This is a genomic window from Bartonella sp. AA126HLJHH (assembly GCF_042197425.1).
In the GTDB taxonomy this organism is placed as follows: domain Bacteria; phylum Pseudomonadota; class Alphaproteobacteria; order Rhizobiales; family Rhizobiaceae; genus Bartonella.
The window spans coordinates 12,165-30,631 of record NZ_JBHIRU010000003.1 but is presented as its reverse complement, the minus strand read 5'-3'; the positions used below and the strand labels follow the sequence as shown (position 1 = coordinate 30,631).

General features: G+C 36.8%; 15 protein-coding genes. 12 read left to right on the top strand and 3 right to left on the bottom strand.

Features of this window, described 5'->3' with window-relative positions; all coding sequences use genetic code 11:
• Positions 1 to 33: 33 nt before the first annotated feature.
• Positions 34 to 4,593 carry a hypothetical protein gene (locus tag ACFIQC_RS02550; RefSeq protein ID WP_375673784.1) on the bottom strand — a complete coding sequence of 1,520 codons (4,560 nt, stop codon included), beginning with the start codon at positions 4,591 to 4,593 and terminating at the stop codon, positions 34 to 36.
• A 655-nt stretch (positions 4,594 to 5,248) separates the two neighbouring features.
• Here ACFIQC_RS02550 and hfq point away from each other — a divergent pair.
• The 4 genes from hfq (at position 5,249) to ACFIQC_RS02530 (ending at position 10,079) form a co-directional block, all read left to right on the top strand.
• A complete protein-coding gene (gene hfq / locus ACFIQC_RS02545) occupies positions 5,249 to 5,488 on the top strand; it encodes an RNA chaperone Hfq (protein ID WP_005773461.1) in 240 nt (79 codons plus the stop codon).
• Positions 5,489 to 5,541: 53 nt separating this feature from the next.
• On the top strand, positions 5,542 to 6,885 hold the full coding sequence (gene hflX / locus ACFIQC_RS02540; protein WP_375611565.1) for a GTPase HflX: 1,344 nt from the start codon (positions 5,542 to 5,544) through the stop codon (positions 6,883 to 6,885).
• Positions 6,886 to 7,029: 144 nt separating this feature from the next.
• Entirely contained in the window at positions 7,030 to 8,856 is a 1,827-nt protein-coding gene (locus ACFIQC_RS02535) for a hypothetical protein (RefSeq protein WP_375706692.1), read from the top strand.
• 146 nt (positions 8,857 to 9,002) lie between these two features.
• Positions 9,003 to 10,079, top strand: coding sequence for a COX15/CtaA family protein (locus tag ACFIQC_RS02530; RefSeq protein WP_375630278.1), 1,077 nt, complete (start codon positions 9,003 to 9,005; stop codon positions 10,077 to 10,079).
• A gap of 20 nt (positions 10,080 to 10,099) precedes the next feature.
• On the opposite strand, the gene argC is transcribed toward ACFIQC_RS02530, so the two are convergent.
• Positions 10,100 to 11,032: an N-acetyl-gamma-glutamyl-phosphate reductase gene (gene argC, locus ACFIQC_RS02525; protein WP_375621303.1), complete on the bottom strand. Its 933-nt coding sequence runs from the start codon at positions 11,030 to 11,032 to the stop codon at positions 10,100 to 10,102.
• Positions 11,033 to 11,354: 322 nt separating this feature from the next.
• Between argC and glyA the strand changes: the two genes are divergently transcribed.
• The 6 genes from glyA (at position 11,355) to nusB (ending at position 15,894) form a co-directional block, all read left to right on the top strand.
• Complete coding sequence (gene glyA / locus ACFIQC_RS02520) at positions 11,355 to 12,668, top strand: serine hydroxymethyltransferase (RefSeq protein ID WP_375706691.1); 1,314 nt, start codon at positions 11,355 to 11,357, stop codon at positions 12,666 to 12,668.
• Positions 12,669 to 12,679: 11 nt separating this feature from the next.
• Positions 12,680 to 13,162 carry a transcriptional regulator NrdR gene (nrdR, locus tag ACFIQC_RS02515; protein ID WP_375611570.1) on the top strand — a complete coding sequence of 161 codons (483 nt, stop codon included), beginning with the start codon at positions 12,680 to 12,682 and terminating at the stop codon, positions 13,160 to 13,162.
• The gene (gene ribD, locus ACFIQC_RS02510) at positions 13,155 to 14,285 is read left to right on the top strand and encodes a bifunctional diaminohydroxyphosphoribosylaminopyrimidine deaminase/5-amino-6-(5-phosphoribosylamino)uracil reductase RibD (RefSeq protein WP_375613062.1); all 1,131 of its coding nucleotides are present in this window, start codon (positions 13,155 to 13,157) and stop codon (positions 14,283 to 14,285) included. The genes nrdR and ribD overlap by 8 nt, the downstream gene beginning before the upstream one ends.
• On the top strand, positions 14,267 to 14,884 hold the full coding sequence (locus ACFIQC_RS02505) for a riboflavin synthase (RefSeq protein WP_375621301.1): 618 nt from the start codon (positions 14,267 to 14,269) through the stop codon (positions 14,882 to 14,884). The genes ribD and ACFIQC_RS02505 overlap by 19 nt, the downstream gene beginning before the upstream one ends.
• Positions 14,885 to 14,965: 81 nt before the next feature.
• Positions 14,966 to 15,421: a 6,7-dimethyl-8-ribityllumazine synthase gene (locus tag ACFIQC_RS02500; RefSeq protein WP_375621300.1), complete on the top strand. Its 456-nt coding sequence runs from the start codon at positions 14,966 to 14,968 to the stop codon at positions 15,419 to 15,421.
• Between the two features lie 2 nt (positions 15,422 to 15,423).
• Positions 15,424 to 15,894 (top strand): transcription antitermination factor NusB, encoded by a 471-nt coding sequence (gene nusB / locus ACFIQC_RS02495; RefSeq protein WP_375621299.1) that lies wholly within the window; start codon positions 15,424 to 15,426, stop codon positions 15,892 to 15,894.
• A 75-nt stretch (positions 15,895 to 15,969) separates the two neighbouring features.
• Here the strand turns inward: nusB and ACFIQC_RS02490 are convergent, their stop codons facing one another.
• Complete coding sequence (locus tag ACFIQC_RS02490; protein ID WP_375607172.1) at positions 15,970 to 16,449, bottom strand: outer membrane protein assembly factor BamE; 480 nt, start codon at positions 16,447 to 16,449, stop codon at positions 15,970 to 15,972.
• Between the two features lie 221 nt (positions 16,450 to 16,670).
• Between ACFIQC_RS02490 and ACFIQC_RS02485 the strand changes: the two genes are divergently transcribed.
• The gene (locus ACFIQC_RS02485; RefSeq protein ID WP_375611573.1) at positions 16,671 to 17,228 is read left to right on the top strand and encodes a DUF177 domain-containing protein; all 558 of its coding nucleotides are present in this window, start codon (positions 16,671 to 16,673) and stop codon (positions 17,226 to 17,228) included.
• Positions 17,229 to 17,377: 149 nt separating this feature from the next.
• Positions 17,378 to 18,448, top strand: a complete 1,071-nt coding sequence (gene plsX / locus ACFIQC_RS02480; protein WP_375611574.1) for a phosphate acyltransferase PlsX — start codon at positions 17,378 to 17,380, stop codon at positions 18,446 to 18,448.
• The last annotated feature ends 19 nt before the right edge of the window (positions 18,449 to 18,467 follow it).

The window sequence follows — 18,467 nt, the reverse complement described above, 5'->3', positions numbered from 1 at the left end:
TGGAAAAAATATCTTTTTCCACTTTCTTATTTGTTATTGGATTCGACCACTTGCATGAGCAAGCATAGTATAAACTTTTCCGGTATCTGATATCAAGTACTTGCGAACTGAGTTGGAAGAGCCAGAACTGCGCGATATATCACGTAAGAGCTTTTCGAAATCTGTAACATATTGATTCACTGAACGTTTAAACCCAAAATCGCTCATATATTTTTTCTTAATCATTTCAAATATTTTTTGTCCATTTAAGGTATAAAGGCGTTCTGTTACGATGTTTTTTTGTCCACGTTGATAATGATCCCATAGCTCAATAATGGCATTGTGATTAATAGCTTGCACTATACCAGAAGCTAATGAATTAAGAGAGCAGTTTGCAGGAGATGGTTTTGTTTGCACTGATGTTAAAACATCATCACTAGGGGGAGCATCATAAAATGTTTCTTCACGTGAAGCTCTTTCTAAGAGATTTGATACCCATTTATTTGGTCTTTTTTTGCTTTGATCTTGTTGCAAAATAGGCTTAGGTGGCACAATCTTTTTAACAGACTCAGTGGAACTGTCACTTTTTTGATTAAACATTGATGATGTAGGAAATGCTGATATTAGCTGTTTTTGTGCGCTCTTTTGATCATTTTGTATAACACTGACTAAATCTTGTAACGCTGTAATCTGTTCATTCAAAGCTGTGCGAATTATTTGCGTTGTTTCTTTTGTTTTTTCTGGAAGTTTTTTTACATTTTCATTGATATCATTATTAATCTTTGAAAGCTCTAAACGAACTTCATCAGCCGAGCTACGTATATCTTCTGCTGCTTCTGAAAAACGCGTTGATGCTTCACTAACAAGCTTATTAAGTGATTGTTGGAATGAATTTGTGGAGTTACGCGCATTCTTATCAGAGCGTTCAAGTGCTAAGTTGAAGATTTTTTCATAATGCCCAATCATTTGATTAATTTCATGAGACTTTGAAACAAGAGCATCGCTTAATACAGAAAGCGTATTATGTTTTTCTTCAAGTGTTGCACTAAGTGAATTTTCAGACTGTTCAAGAACATGAATAGTTTGGGAAAGTGTCTTTGCATGTTCACCAAAACTGCTCGTTATATGATTAATTTGTTCAAAGGTACTCTTTGAAAGTCCTTGCAGAATTTCAACATTAGTATTGAGCGCTTGATTTGAAGCTGACAAACGCTCTGCTACTTGGTCCGTGTTGCGGAAAAAATTATTCGTACTCTCATTAAACTGCCCATCAATATTTTGAACAGCCGATAATAAAACATTACTATTTTCCTGAAAATTGTAAATTGATTGATTCAACTGTGTTAAGATGGATGAGACATTATTAACAAGCTCTTCCTTCATAATCGTTATTGTTTGAAGTGTTTCAGAGTTAGCTTTGGTTAAGCTATTCACTAAAGATTCATTATGCGCATAAATTCTTTGTTCAGCATCTTGTGTGGAAAGAGAGAGTTGTTCACCGATATGCTGTGTTAAAGAATCAATTGATTCTGTCGTATTTTGCGCTGCTTGATTTAAGTGATTTGTAAGCTCTGTTATTTTTCCAACATGTTGTGAAATTTGTGTTGTTGTTTGATTTCCAGCATCTTCCAGACGGCTCGTTACATCAGAGAGCTGATATCCTAAATTATTTTTAAGATTTTGCATAGAGTGATGAAGAACATCACAGCGTTCATTAAGAACTTGTTCTATTGCTGTTGTTGATGTGTGAATAGTTTCATTCAATAATGCTTGTGCATTATGGCTGGCTGTTGCGAAAGCTTCGACAGTATGCGCTGTTTGTTCAGACAGAACTGACAGAACTTTTTCACTGGTATCATAAACAGTTTTTTTGACATTTGATACAATGCGATTGCCTGATTCTGAGAGAATATTTTCTGCTTGTGCAGTAACATTTGTAACAGATGAAAGAATTTGTTCACTCGTAGAAGAAAGAATATCAGAAGCTTTTATAATCTTATTATGCAGGTTAGCTGTCACTGTATTAACAGAGTCTTCTAAGGTTACACGCATATTGTCAACACTGCTTTCCAGCGCTTGTTGAATTATCTGACTTTGCTCATTACTAATCATGAGAGACGTTTTTAATGTGTCAGAACGTTCCTCAATAACAGATGTTTGCATATCAATGGCTTCACAGATTTGGCTAAATTTTTCAGATAATGTTTCCTCTAGCGTTGTTGTCCGTTCAAAAATTTTGTGTGCACGATCTTCTAGATCTGTATCGAATGATTCCATACGTGTTTCAAGGGTTTCAAAGAAAACACCACTCGATTGAGAGAGCGTATTTTTTAAAATTTCGGCATGGCTTTCAAGGTTTTTGATATGATCTTGAACCGTTTCAGTAATGTTTTTATTATTGGCGACAATTGCACTCTCAACTAAATCTATTTGTTGTTTCAATGCAACATCGACACGTATATCACTTTTTGCAATGAGATTATGGATTGTTTCCATGCGTTGTTCAAGTGTGCGTGCTTGATCGGCAAGAACTTCATTGAGAGAAAAACTATTAATCGCTAAAGAATCGCGCAGAGCATCGGCACGGATATCAATATTTCTCGCTTGTGCTTCTAAAGCATCTTGGGTTGTATTACAACTTTGTACAATGACATCTTGTAACTTTTCAGTGCATTGGATGATGTTTGTAATATGATTTTCAGCTTGTTTATCAACGACTTGAACATTATCAGCCAAAACTCTTTCAATATGAGAAGTATTTTGGGACAAAACATCAATTTGATTTCTTAATGTATCCGCAATTTTATTTTTCTCGTTATCGAGCATGTCTGCCATAAGAGCTCGTTGATCAGAAAGTTGTACTTTAAAATCTTGTGAACGTTCTTGTATGATATCAACAATGGCATTGTCGACATATTGAATTTCTTCTCTCAGACTTTCTTTACTTTTATCAATTGCAGAAAGAATAGCTTCACGTCCATTTGTAAATGCATGGGTAATGTCTGCTGTTTTTTCTTGGAGGTTCTCATTTATTTTCAAGACATGAGCTTCCAAGAAGTTACCAAGTTTTTCAGCATTATCCTCTAAAGCCTGACTGCGTTCTATAAAGGAATCAATGATGGAATCACTATGTTCTTTAAGAGAAAGATCAACAGTTGCTAAACGTTGTTCAAAGGCTCCAATTGCTTGCGAGGTTACGTTATCAAATTTAGAAGAGAGTTTATGTGCTTGGTCGTCGAGCTTTAAGATCTTCTCATCAAAATTCTGTAGAGATTGATTATTACGATCAATAAGAGCTTTATCCAAGGCTTTAAACTTTTCATCAACAGCGTGCAAAGTTTGATCTGTTACTGCTTGTATATGTGTTGCAATTTTAGCAACATGTACTTCTGCTTTTTCAGCTGTTTCATTAAAAGTTTTTTCTATTTGTTTTTCATTATGATCAAATCGTTTTGCAAAGCCATCGAAGTTTTTTCCTAATTCATGAAAAAATTCCGTGTTTTTCTGCTGAATTTGTGTTGTTGTTTTGTTAAATTTTTCAACAAGCTGATTTGTTACGCCATCACCAGCATAGGAAAGTTTTTCAACGAGGTCTTCGCCTTGTTTTTGTAAAGTTTGAGAAAGGGTTTGTGCAAGCTTTTCAACATTGGTTACAATGTTAGAGGTAACCAAACCAAATTCATCACTCAGTTGTTCTTGGGTTCCTTTAATTGTTGATTGTACGCGATCTGCATGATTCAAAATGGCTATACGTTCGTTACTTAATTCTTTGATTAATGTGTGAATGCGTGATTCATTCTCAGCATAGGCTTGTTCTAGATTGTGAACTTCACCTTGTATGATTGCTTCAAGTTCAACAGCACGTCCGAGAGTACGTTCAATACCTTCGTTCATTGCCGCTACTTCTTCACGAATGGTTTGCCCTATAGCAATAGCTTGTTTTTCAGATAGATGTTGTGGTTCACTAAGGCGCTGTGCAGCATTGGTCATAAGAAGCGCAATATTATGCAAGTCATTTGAACGTTTTGTTAATTGAGCAACGCCCCAAGATATAAGGATAGGAATTGCTGTTCCGGCTGCTACAGCAAGTCCTGTTGGGGAGGTAACAAAAGTGCTGATATTGGATAAGGAGCTGAGTCCGGTAGGTGCGAGCTTATGCGCAATAAAAGCTCCTCCCGTTGCCCATAAAGCACTAAGCGCTGTTGTGTACCAGTAGACTCGAGAGGAAGAACGCTGCTTGAATGGTCCAAAATTTACAGGGGTTGTTATATCATCATTTGCGGGAAGAAGTTTTGTAGGCAATAATGTATTATGAACAGTTCCACCTGAAATATCAGGTGAAGGTTTTGGAGCAAAAAGCTGTTCAACAACGGATTTATCAATAACAGCTTCATCATGAATATTAGAAACAAAAGTTGACGTACCGTTTTCAGCAAAAAATTCTTCTTCTGCCATTGCAATTTTTTGAATCAGATCATCGACATTAACAACATTTTCAGAATTATTGGATGATATCGTTTCAAATCCTGTGTCATCGAAATCAAAGTTCATAGCTTTTGTGAGGGCTTCTTCAACTTCGACTTCAAATGTTTGCAATTTTGTTCTGCGTGCCATACTCGCCTCGTACTCTTACAGCCGGAAAAGGGATACGTCCTCTTCCACATAATTTCTACATACTAGCTGTTAATTATTTAGAAAGGAATATGCTTAGGGAAAAATTTTAAAAACTTATCAAGATAAAGTTAACGCGGTTTCTTGTACCCTGTTTGAAAATGTTATAAAATATAGTAAAAACAATTTATTATTTAAATCTAACTAAAACAAAAATACTGTTCACAACTTGTGTTTATAGAAAGCTTTATAAGCCGGCAGTCTTTGAAATAAGGACAATTTAATAGCGGTTATATATACAGTAAGGTGCGAATGCCTTTCTTTAATATCGATAATCGTTCATAAATGTTGTTGTCCGCTTACTTTTATTGATTCTAAACGAAGCAGATTCATCATCACATATAGTCCGTAATAGCTTAGGATGTATAAAAGTATGCCTTTGAATTGTAAGCTCATAAAAAAGTAAACGTAGAAAAATTTTTAATTTAATATAGCTTTTCGTAAGTTGTACTTTATTATTGTCTTAAAGAGCCGTTTTTTCTCTAATTTCAGTTGTTTGTTGCTGAATTTTTAAGCTTCTACGTTGACAATTGGATATTTTTCAGTCGATATGCATGCACGAATATTTTTATGCAATCTAGATAAAGGTGTAAGAATAATGGCAGAGCGATCACAACACCTGCAAGATGTGTTTTTAAATACGGTGCGTAAGCAAAAAATTTCCCTTACAATTTTTCTTGTCAATGGCGTTAAACTCACGGGTATTGTAACTTCATTTGATAATTTTTGTGTTCTTTTGCGCCGAGATGGACACGCGCAATTGGTTTATAAGCATGCTATTTCTACGATTATGCCTGGACAGCCTGTACAGATGTTTGAGGGTGAAAGTCCTGAGTAAACATATCATTTTAAGATAGACCTCTTATCCCATTTAAAAGTACTTAGATTGCTATGATAAATGAAAATGAGAGATTAGGAGGGGTATTTTCGCAGAATACAGAACAGGTGCGCGCACTTGTTCTGATACCGATTTTTCAAGAAAATAGAAGTGAAAGCTCTTTGAGAGAGTGTTCTATATCTTCTCGTGTTAAAGAATCATTGGGGTTAGCGCGTGCTATAAGGTTAGAAGTTGTTAATTATGAAACGATTAATATTGCAACGCCTCGCTCTGCGACTCTCTTTGGAAAAGGTAAAGTAGATGCGTTAACCTGTTATATAGATGAATATTCTATTGAGCTTGCGATTGTAGATCACTTTTTAACGCCAGTACAGCAGCGTAATTTAGAAAAATTATGGAATTGCAAAGTTATCGATAGAACGGCTTTGATTCTTGAAATTTTTGGGGATCGTGCACGAACAAAAGAAGGAGTTTTGCAAGTAGAGTTAGCGCGTTTGTCCTATCAAAAAGGGAGGCTTGTGCGGAGTTGGACGCACTTGGAAAGGCAACGGGGGGGGCGTGGCTTCCTAGGTGGACCTGGTGAGACGCAAATTGAAGCAGATAGGCGTCTTTTACAAGAGAAAATTATTCGTATTCGCCGCGAATTGCAAACGGTTATTAAAACACGTGCACTTCATAGAGCAAAAAGGAAAAAAACATCTTATCCTGTTGTAGCAATGGTAGGATATACGAATACAGGAAAGTCAACTCTTTTTAACCGTTTAAGCGGTGCAGATGTTTTAGCAAAGAATATGTTATTTGCAACGCTTGATCCGACTTTGCGCAAAGTTGTGCTTCCCCATGGAAAAACTGTTCTTTTGTCTGATACTGTAGGGTTTATTTCTAACTTGCCAACGAATTTGATTGCAGCTTTTAGAGCAACCCTTGAAGAAGTGGTTGAAGCAGATCTCATTCTTCATGTAAGAGATATGTCAGATCTTGATCATCGAGCACATGCCCAAGATGTTTTAGAAGTGCTTTCAAGTCTTGATATCGATATTGATGATATGGAGCATATCATAGAAGTTTGGAATAAGATTGATATGTTAGATGAGCAAGCATTGAATGTTTTACAAACAAGCGCAAAGACGCGATTAAATCCTGCTCTCATGGTATCAGCACTTAAGGGGGATGGACTCGATCAATTATTAAGAGCCATTGAAAAGCGAATTTTTGGAGAGGTGCAAAGCATTGAATATCTTTTACAACCTCATGAAATGTCGCTTATTGATTGGTTTTATGAAAACTCTGCGGAAATAGTGCAAGAAGGGCATGATGATGGGTCTATTACCATTAGAGCGGTTGTTACTTCTGAAGCAAAAAAACAACTAGAGAGCCTCAAAAAAAATATGAATTAAGTTCTTTAAAGCTATTGTTGAACATTTGTGCTTAAATTTTATATTTTTATTATCTCAAAATAATATGACAGCAAGTTAAGAGGATAGTTACTACTTTCTCTTAATAAAACAATATGAAGAAGTATTTTGCTGGTTAAAATAAAGATGAGTCTTACATGTAATAAAAGACTATTCGTACGTACCGTATGGCGAAGCATTTTGATTGTTTTGCTATTACAAATGCTATGTGTATCTTTGATTTGGTTGTATTATTTTGTCCAGCCCCGTGGTTACCAAGCAACTTTAACATTTTCATTATCTGATTCTGTAGGAAAGCCATTACCAATTAAAAAGCAAGACAATGTTATCGCCTTTTTGTTTTCACAGCTTATGTTCTTCAATGATTCGAATTTTTCTTTAAGTGCTTCTTATAAGAAAAAAAATCATGAAAATATCCGTTTATCGCGTCATGGTGATTTTATCGATCTTACTTTTGAAGCCGAGACACTTGAAGCAGCTCAACGTGGGTTGGAAACTTGGTTTTCCGCATTTTCACAAGCAATCATAAAACAGAAACAATTCTTGTTAAATGATAAATTAGAAGACAAACAATATGATAATATTGCAATCCTTAATATCGTGCAGGAATTTCGTAAATCTATTGATTCTTTTATTCAGCGTGGTGTAAAACAAACAGAGCTTTATGATCTTTCGATGCAATTAACGCAAGCAACTTTAAAACGTATTCATTTAACAAGTTTGAATTCAACGATTAACATGATGCGTGAAAATGGGCAGTCTTTACTGTCTTTATCGTTTATTGCAGGCAATTCAGCAATTGCTGCTCTGGAATCTAAACGTGATCTCTTGGAAACACAAAGAGCACATATGGCTGCACAATTAGGGTGGACACATCCTCAAATTAAAGCGATGACTGCAGAATTAGAGACAGTTTCTCATCAATTAAAAAATAAAATTTTACAAATCGTTTATCAAGTTCATTCAGATGAGGTTATTGCAACGGAATTAGAAAAACAGCTTCAAAAAAGGGTGAGTTTTTTTGTAAAAGATCAATCCCAATCTTTGAATGAAATATTTAACGAGTTTGAAAATAAAATAAAAGCAGCAGTCGATGCCCAAAATGAAGCGATGAGCAAGTCTGCTCAACGAAGAGAAAAAATTATTGATTCATATCGGAGATTGAGTGATGATCCTTTTCTCTTACAAAATACAAATATCCACGTGGTCGTGCCAACAACGTTAGCACCAATTTCTTTTATGGCTCTTTATGGAAAAAATATTCTTGTGAGTGCATTGGCCAGCTTCCTTACTCTTTTGCTAGGAATATTGTTATTCTATCCGTGCTTTAAAAGGAAAAAAGACCAAATCTCAGAAGAGGATTTGAGATCAAAAGAAAATGGTCTTAAGAAGAATGAGAGTATTTTAGTCTCTCAAGAAATGAAAAATTTTGAAGCTTTTATTACGATAGAGGGATTATCTGATGTTTTGAAATGGCGTGCTTCAACCATTATTTCAATCATTGGACCAGAAGCTGCACGGACAGCGGCAAAGCTTTCACTTCATCTCACAAAAGAGAACAAAACAATTTTGTTGGTCGATATTTCTGGTCAACAAATAGAGAAAGTCATTGGCCCACATCGCGGACTGAGTGATATTTTAACGGGCAATGCCAAGTTGCATGATGTTATTTACCGTGATTATGATACGGGGGTTGATATTCTTCCTCAGGGGTTAACAAGTGCTATTTCAGCACAAGATTTTTCAAATGATATTTTTCATATATTACAAGAATTTAAAAAAGAATATGATTTTATCATCCTAGAGATGGCAAGCGAACCAAAATATGGAGTTGAGCAATTTGCAGAGCTAACAGACTATTATATTTGTAATACTGTTCTTAATGAACAAGAATGGATGATGCGTATGGTAGACAGCTTTCCAAAGACTGTTTATCGCGTTGTAGCATCATAAGCTTCGTAAAAAAGAAATATGTATCGCATGTTATAGTGGTACGCTTGTTTTTTGCTAAAATTGTAGTACATACTAAAATAGACAAAGAGTTAATGTTTAAATTTTAAAATGCATTTTAGTTGGAGAGAAGCGTGGGGCAATCAGATATGGCAGTAAAGAGATTAAACAATAGCATTTTAACGCCTGTGCAAAAGGAAAATAGAAAACATATACAGGTGTGGCTTTACTCTATTTTATTGCTTTGTTTGGCAATTGTCTTAGTAGGTGGCGCTACTCGTTTGACGGGATCAGGATTATCTATAACGGAATGGAAGCCAATACACGGCGTTATTCCACCGATTGGTGAGGATCAATGGCAAGAGGAATTTTTAAAATATCAACAAATAGCACAATATAAGCTGCTTAATCCTGATATGACCTTAAGTGCTTTTAAGGTCATTTTTTGGTGGGAATGGGCGCATCGTGTTCTTGGGCGTCTTGTTGGTCTTGTCGCTTTATTGGGGCTCATTTGGTTTTGGGCGACTAAGCGTGTTGAAAAAAATATCTTACTCCCGCTTATTGTTGTACCTATTCTTATCGCCTTTCAAGGCTTTATTGGTTGGTGGATGGTTGCTTCAGGGATTGGGCAAAGTAATTTAACAAGTGTGAGCCAATATCGTTTGGCATTTCATCTTATAACGGCATGTTTTGTTATTGTTTTTGTTACTTATTTATCTCGAGGGCTTGCAGAATATTCAGAAAAGCCAGCAAATAAAAAGGTGCAATATTTTGCGGCATGGCTTGTTATTCTCGTCTTGATAGAGATTTATTTCGGAGCTTTGGTTGCAGGGCTTCATGCTGGAAAAGTCTATAATACATGGCCGCTTATGGATGGGCAGATTATTCCTGATGGATTGTTGCAGCATCGTCCTGTTTGGCTCAATTTATTCGAAAATTCCTTAATGGTTCAATTTATTCATCGGTTTTTTGCTTATTTTTTATTTATTGTCTCAGTTGTTCATGCTTTCTATGTACAAAAAAATGTTCCACATTCAACTCATTCTCGTCGTGCATTTCTTATTTGTGTTATGATTATTATCCAAGCAGTCTTGGGTATCTTAACAGTGTTACATGAGGTTCCGATAAGTTTAGGGCTCATTCATCAAAGTATGGCACTAGCCGTGTTATGTTTTGCGGTTGCACACTGGCGAGCAACGAAAGGGGCATATCGCGTTGTTGAATAAAAGTTTGTGGGTAGGGAGGTTTAGTCGCTTGCAAGCATTAAATCGAGGTTCTGGATAGCTGCAGCTGATGCGCCTTTTCCTAAATTATCGAATATGGCGCTGAGATTAAAAATACCTTCACGATCATTTCCAAATACGAACAGTTTCATACCATCTTTATTGGCTAAACACTCTGGATTAAGTCTTTCAAGTGAAACAGTTTCTTCTTGTGATGCAACTAAAATGGTATTTTGTCCATCGTAATGGTTTGCAAGAATTTCGCGCAAATCAGAACAGTTTGCTGATTTTGTGAATAAATGGCGATGCAGAGGAAGATTCACAATCATTCCTTGGGGAAAACGACCCACACTTGGTATAAAAACTGGGGTTTGATTGATTTGTCCATAGATCTTGATTTCTGGCACATGTTTGTGTTCAAGATTAAGACCATAGATAAAATAATTGCCCTGAATATTTTGTTGAGATTGATTTTCCATTTGTAAAATCAACTGTTTTCCACCACCGGTATAGCCGGAGATTGCATTAATCGAGATGGGATAATCGGCGTCTAGCAGTCCTGCTTCACGGAGTGGGCGAATCAAACTAATGGCACCGGTAGGATAGCATCCGGGATTGGTTATATAATGTGCTGCTTGGATGCGCTTTCTTTGTCCTGCTGTCATTTCAGGAAAACCGTAAACCCAGTCTGGTGCAACACGGTGGGCTGTCGAGCTATCAATAATCCTAATGTTTTTATTTTTTTGAAGCCAATGAACCGTTTCGCGTGCAGCATCATCTGGAAGACACAAAATAGCAATATCGGCTTGATTAAGATAGTCTTGTCGCAGATGAACATTATGGCGATCTTTATGAGCAAGAGAGAGTAGTTTTAAATCTGTACGCCTTTCTAAGCGTTTTTGTATTTGTAGTCCGGTTGTGCCATGTTCACCATCAATAAAAACTTTGGTTAGCATTCTTATTTGCCTTCGTATTAACTTTGCCTATTATATTCAGCTTTTCACATTATAAATTATTTTTAATCATTAAATTATTGAATTTCTTTAGATTATAGATATTTTTTGTAAAAGGTGTAAACAAATAAGAGTGTAAAAAAAGAAATGTAATCTCATTTTTTACTATTCTCGAGAGGAAAGTTTTTCGCTGTTTTTATAACAAAGAATAAGATAAATATTTGCCTCATTATTTTTGAGTGTAAGTAGTTTAAAATGTTTGGTTTGCATGGTTTGCTGTGTTATCGTTCTTTGACTTTATTTTTTTATGTTAGGAATGTGTTTTATGACTCAGCAAGAAAATGACGCACAAAAGCGCTTTTTTAATGATAATTTACAAACTGTTGATGGTGCAATTTTTGACGCAATTAGAGGGGAGTTTGAGCGTCAACAACATGAAATTGAGCTGATTGCTTCAGAGAATATTGTTTCAAGAGCGGTCCTTGAAGCGCAAGGGTCTGTTTTAACCAATAAGTATGCAGAAGGTTATCCAAGAAAGCGCTACTATGGTGGGTGTCAATTTGTTGATGTCGTTGAAGATTTAGCTATTGAAAGGGCAAAACAGCTTTTCGGTGCTGCGTTTGCGAATGTACAGCCTAATTCTGGTAGCCAAATGAATCAAGCTGTCTTTTTAGCTTTACTTCAGCCTGGTGACACATTTATGGGGTTGGATTTAAATGCTGGAGGTCACCTTACGCATGGTTCACCTGTTAATATGTCAGGAAAATGGTTTGATGTTGTTTCCTATGGTGTGCGTCAAGAAGATCAGATTATTGATATGGATGAGGTTGAGCAGCTTGCAAAAGAACGTAAGCCAAAACTTATTATAGCAGGGGGCTCATCTTATCCACGGCTATGGGATTGGAAACGATTCCGTGAAATTGCAGATGAAATCGGTGCTCATTTACTCGTTGATATGTCTCATATTGCTGGTCTTGTTGCTGGTGGCGTGCATCCTTCACCTGTTCCACATGCGCATGTTGTAACAACAACAACACATAAGTCGCTTCGAGGTCCTCGTGGTGGTTTAATATTGACAAATGATGAGGCTTTATCCAGAAAAATTAATTCTGCAATTTTTCCTGGTCTTCAGGGTGGTCCTTTAATGCATGTGATTGCCGCAAAGGCTGTTGCGTTTGAGGAGGCTTTGCGTCCCTCTTTCAAGAGTTACAGTGCCAATGTTGTCGCTAATGCGAAAACTTTAGCAAAAACATTACAGGGTAATGGTTTTAATATTGTTTCTGGTGGTACAGATAATCATTTGTTGTTGGTTGATTTACGTTCCAAAAATCTAACAGGTAAACGTGCTGAATTGGCTTTGGGACGTGCTCATATTACCTGCAATAAAAATGGCATTCCTTTTGATTCTGAAACGCCATCTATAACATCGGGAATTCGTTTGGGATCACCTGCTGCCACGACGCGTGGTTTTTTAGAAAAAGAGTTTATTCAAGTTGGTCATCTGATTTCAGAAGTTCTTGATGGTCTTCGGAGTGCAAAAAGTGATGAAGATAATCATGCCGTTGAAATGGCTGTTGAGAAAAAGGTAAAAGATATAACGAATCAATTTCCTCTTTACTCTTATCTTACCACTCGTTAAGGATACAAAGGATGCGCTGTCCTTACTGCCAATATGAGGATACACAGGTCAAAGACTCTCGTCCAGCAGAAGAGGGGGCAGTGATTCGCCGCCGCCGTGTGTGTTCCGTTTGTGGTGGTCGTTTTACAACTTTTGAACGTGTTCAGTTGCGTGAGCTCTTGGTTGCTAAAAAAAGTGGACGATGTGAACCCTTCGATCGTGATAAGTTAATGCGATCAGTTGATGTGGCTGTACGTAAGCGCAATATTGATCCTGATCATATTGAACGAGCAATTTCTGGCATTGTACGCCAGCTTGAAAGTTTGGGAGAACCAGAGATTTCTTCAGAAAAAATTGGGCATCTTGTGATGGAAGCATTGAAAAGAATTGATGATATTGCTTATATTCGTTTTGCTTCTGTGTATCGAGATTTTCGTAATGCAAGCGATTTTCACGATGTTATAGATGAATTGTCAAAGGGTATCGCGGATACAGAATCTCGTTTTGATGAATAAAAAAGTGCAAGATGAACGGTTTATGGCTGCAGCTATTCGTTTAGCAGAACGTCATGTCGGTCTTACAGGTGAGAATCCTTCCGTTGGTACGTTAATTGTGCGAAACGATAATGGTGCTGTGGGGGCTTTTATTGTTGGCTATGGCGTAACAGCTATTCATGGGAGTCCTCATGCGGAAGTGCAAGCTTTACACATGGCAGGTTCTTTGGCTCAAGGAGCGACAGCTTATGTTACTTTAGAACCTTGTGCGCATTATGGAAAAACTTCGCCGTGTGTGAATGCGCTTATTGATTCAGGTGTTTCTCGAGTTGTTGTTGCGCTGACTGATTGTGACAAGCGTGTTGATGGTCATGGTATTGCTCTTTTGCGAGCGGCGGGTATTGAAGTGGTTGAGGGCATTTTAGCTGAAGAGGCTTTTGAATCCTTATGGACGCATTGGTGCATAAGGAAGATACAACGCTGTGCGGTCACTTTTAAAATGGCAATTTCTGCCGATAATGGTGTTGGAAAAAGAGAGAAGGGCAGCGTAAAAATTAGTGGAACACTTTCTCATGCCCATACGCATATTCTACGTGCTCAAAATAATGCTATCCTCGTTGGTATTGGTACTATATTAGCAGATGATCCACAACTCAATTGCCGCTTGCCAGGGATGGAGATGCGCTCACCAATTCGTATTATTTTGGATGCAGATTTATCTATCCCCCTTGATGCAAAAGTTGTCCAAACAGCCATAAAAATTCCTACATGGGTTATTTGTGATGTGGATATTTCAAAGAAAAGCAAAAAAAATGCATTGGAGCAATATGGTGTGTCTGTTTATTCGGTCGAGATGAATAATGGTTGTGTAGAACCCTTTGCTCTTTTACAGATGCTTTATAAACATGGGATTAATAGTGTTTTATTGGAAGGGGGTGTCAAGACAGGGGAAAAATTTTTGAATGCTGGTTGTGTTGATCATTTGATATGTTTTCATACCCCCATTGTTTTAGGCAAAAATCGTATTGAAGCCCCTCATTTTGGAAATTATCTCTCGCAGTTTCATGAGATTGAGACAAGAATGTTTGGAAATGACCGTTTTTATAAGTGGAGACGTAAGACATTATGTTCACAGGAATTATAACGGATATTGGTTGTGTTGAAGATGTTCAACCTTTAAAGCAGGGGATTCGTTTAAAGATTTCTACCCGCTATGCTATAGAAAGCTTAGCAATTGGGGCGTCAATTGCTTGTTCAGGAATTTGTCTGACAATTGTAGAGCGAGGATTAAAGCAAGAAGATTCCAATTGGTTTGTTGTCGAGGCGTGGGAAGAAACATTACGTTTAACGAATCTTGTACAATGGATAAAAGGAACTTTTGTTAATTTGGAACGTTCGCTTCGATTGGGTGATGAAATGGGAGGACATTTAGTTTCTGGTCATATTGATGGTTTGGCTGAAATCATTGATCAAAAAAATGAAGGGGATGCAATTCGCTTTTATTTAAAAGTTTCAAGACAATTTATGCCTTTCATTGTTAATAAGGGATCTATTGCTCTTAATGGGACATCTTTGACTGTTAATGGTGTTGAGGATTGTGTTTTTGATGTTCTTATTATTCGCCATACACTTGAAATGACAACGTGGGGACAAGCTAAAATTGGAGATCGGGTCAATTTGGAAATTGATCAACTTGCTCGTTATGCTGCAAAGCTTTTTACTTTAAAAAGAGAAGGTGAATAAGCCAACACTCTATTGATTGTTTTCAGAATTTTATGCTTTATAACCTTGATTTTTTTGATTCGTTTTTTGTGGAATTCCATTATGATGAAAGAGATACGTAAAAAGCCTCACGTATTGATTGTTGAAGCACGTTTTTATGAGGGGATTTCTGATGCGCTTTTGAGAGGTGCAGTGAATACTTTGCAAAAAGCTGAAGCAAGTTATGATGTTGTAACGGTTCCTGGAGCATTAGAAATACCAAGTGCAATAGCTTTTGCTGAACAAAACAAGATATCGTATGATGGTTATGTTGCTCTTGGTTGTGTTATTCGGGGTGAAACATATCACTTTGAAATTGTTGCTAATGATTCTTGTCGTGCATTGATGGATTTAACTGTTCATCAGCACTTGGCTATTGGAAATGGTATTTTGACTGTTGAAAATGAAGAACAAGCATGGGTGCGTGCAAAACTAGATGATAAAAATAAAGGTGGTTTTGCGGCTGAAGCTGCTTTATGTATGATCGCTCTAAAAAAGAGATTTGGAGATAATCGTTAAATATGGCTGATATAAAAAGCAGACATTTTTCGCGTTCAGCCAATAAACGTGGAGCAGCAAGACTCGCTGCAGTTCAAGCACTCTATCAAATGGATATCGTGGGTTCGGGGGTGATGGAAACGGCAGCTGAGTATGAGGCTTATCGTTTGGGAAAAGATATTGATGGAGACCAATATCTTGAAGCTGATTTTCAATGGTTTTTGGCTATTATAACGGGTGTTGTAAAAGATCAAAAGCAGCTTGATCCGCTGCTTCATCAACAGCTTTCTGCAGAGTGGTCTCTTTCACGTCTTGATTCTATATTGCGAGCAATTTTACGAGCAGGTTTATGGGAGTTGATCAACCGTAAAGATGTTCCCGTTGCAGTTGTCATGAATGAATATGTTGACATAGCAAAGGCGTTTTTTGAAGGTGATGAGCCAAAACTTGTTAATGCAGTTCTCGACAGTATGGCAAAAAAAGTCCGCCTCTAAGAGCTACAAATCCCCCTATTATAGATCTGATATTATCAGACCTATAATATTGAAACGGTATGCAGACTATATAATTTAGTTATGGGGTGGCAAATTCGCAGGGCCTTTTATAATTTGAATTAAGAAAGGATGTTCTTTCGTTACAGTTGGCGTTGTTTGTGTAATAAAATCAAACACTTGACCGTCTTGTAATCCGTAATTTGCAACTTTTGCAACCTGATTATTTTTATTGAAGTAAATGGCTAAAACTTTGCGATCAATAATCTTTGTTTTCATAAACTGCATCCCACGATAACGTGTCTGTGAGATGTAATAAAAAACTTCATTATCATATTTTGTTTTTAATGAAGGGGTCCCTAAAGTTAAAAGAACTTGCTCTTGACTTGAGCCAATAGAGATAGAACTTAGAGCATTTTTATCAAGAACATAGCCCTCTCTATAAATTTGGCTCGAACCTGAAGAATCAAGAAGGCTACACCCAGCAAGCATTCCTATGCTTGCTATTGATAGACCAATCAATAATTTACGTTTGATTAAGGCTATTATGTGAGGCATTTGAAACAATGGTATCTCCTTTTTATACTGAGATGTAGGACAAGAAGGCAACCTCAAGTTTTTTCTAATTTTAACTTAATCTACCGTAGCTTACACTGAGTTTCCCTGTTATAAAGCAAATTATGCCATATAGAATTTCTTTAGAAAAGAAAAAAATGCATAAATACTTGAGATAAATAAAAACATAGTGCTTTACGCGTTTTTATGTTTGGGAGTTGTCAATGAATGTTCAAAATGTTCCTCAAATGACATTTGCTTTGGCTTATCCAATATCTGTACGTTCTCTACCTGCTAAAGGTATAAGGGTTCATTTTTGTGCAAACAAAAAAGAATGTACACATTTAGCCCAGAACCATGATTTAATTGAAGTAAAATCTTGTGAGGGAAAATTCCATATTTTCCCGTGGAAAAAACGCGGAGTGCGTATAAAAGGTCTGTTGCAAGCGCGTATACTACAGTTATGTGTTGTTACATTAGAACCATTAGAAAATATCCTTTGTGAAAATATTGAGGTTGTTTTTGTTCCTGAAGATTCAAATTTGATGAAGCCCCAAATATCAGAGGATACAGGGGAATTGTTTTTAGATGTGGAGGGGCTTGATACTCCTGAAGTGTTTTATGATGATAAAATTGATATTGGCGCAATCATGGAAGAGTTTTTTGAGTTGTCTATTAATCATTATCCACGTAAAGAAGGGATAAAGATGAATATGGTTGAAAATTTAGAAGAAGCAGAGCGAAAATTCTCTCCATTTTCTGTTTTGAAAAATTGGAAGTGATTGTAAAAGCATACAAAAAATATCTATTGTATGCTAAACGGTATTTTCTGCGGAGCGATTTTCGCAAGATGTGCTGTGTGAGTATTCAGGAGCTAAAAATCATAATATGTATTTAAAGATGTAAATGAGAAGATGTGGGATATGCAAGCGTGATTAGAATTTCTGTGGATGTCATGGGCGGTGATTACGGTCCAGAAGCAGCTATTGCAGGAGCAGCAATTGTACAAAAATATTTATCAAATATTTATTTTCTATTTTATGGAGTAGAGGAGGCTGTTCGTCCGGTTTTAAAAAAATATCCCTGTTTGGATTCTGTATCGCGCTTTTGCCCTACAGAAAGTTATACACGCATGGATGAAAAGCCAAGCCAAGCACTTCGTAATGGACGTGGTAAATCATCAATGTGGTACGCCATTGAAGCGGTAAAAAATGGTGAAGCTGATGCTTGCATTTCTGCTGGTAATACGGGTGCACTCATGGCCATGTCTTATTTTTGTTTGAAAATGCTTGCAGAGGCTGAACGTCCTGGTATTGCGGGTATCTGGCCAACACTGCGCAGTGAGAGTATTGTTTTAGATATTGGAGCAACAATTGGTGCCTCTGCTAGTCAGTTGGTTGATTTGGCGGTTATGGGAGCAGGTATGTTTCGCGCTTTATATCACACTGAAAGACCAAGTGTTGGGCTTTTAAATGTGGGGGTGGAAGAGGTTAAAGGACTTTATGAAATAAAAAAAGCAGGAATGATATTGCGTGAAGTGCAATTAGAAGGATTGGAATATAAAGGATTTGTTGAGGGCAATGACATTGGAAAAGGAACAGTCGATGTTGTTGTGACAGAGGGGTTTTCTGGTAATATTGCTTTAAAAACCGCAGAAGGAACCGCGCGACAGATAGGAGAGATTTTAAACTCTGCAATGCGCAGTTCTTTTTTAACATCTCTTGGTTATTTTTTATCACGGGGTGCTTTTCGTATACTGAAACATAAAATGGATCCTGATAGGGTGAATGGAGGAGTGCTTTTAGGTTTGAATGGTGTTGTTATAAAAAGTCATGGCAGTGCTAACGCTAATGGCTTTGCTTCTGCTATCCGTGTTGGTTATAAAATGGTTAATAATGGACTTTTACAAAAAATAACGGCTGATTTACGGCGATTTCATGAAAATAAAGAAACACTTTTTGACCAAGAAGATGAAGTGGTGATGAATGGAGAGTCCTTATGATAAGCTCTTATAATAGAAA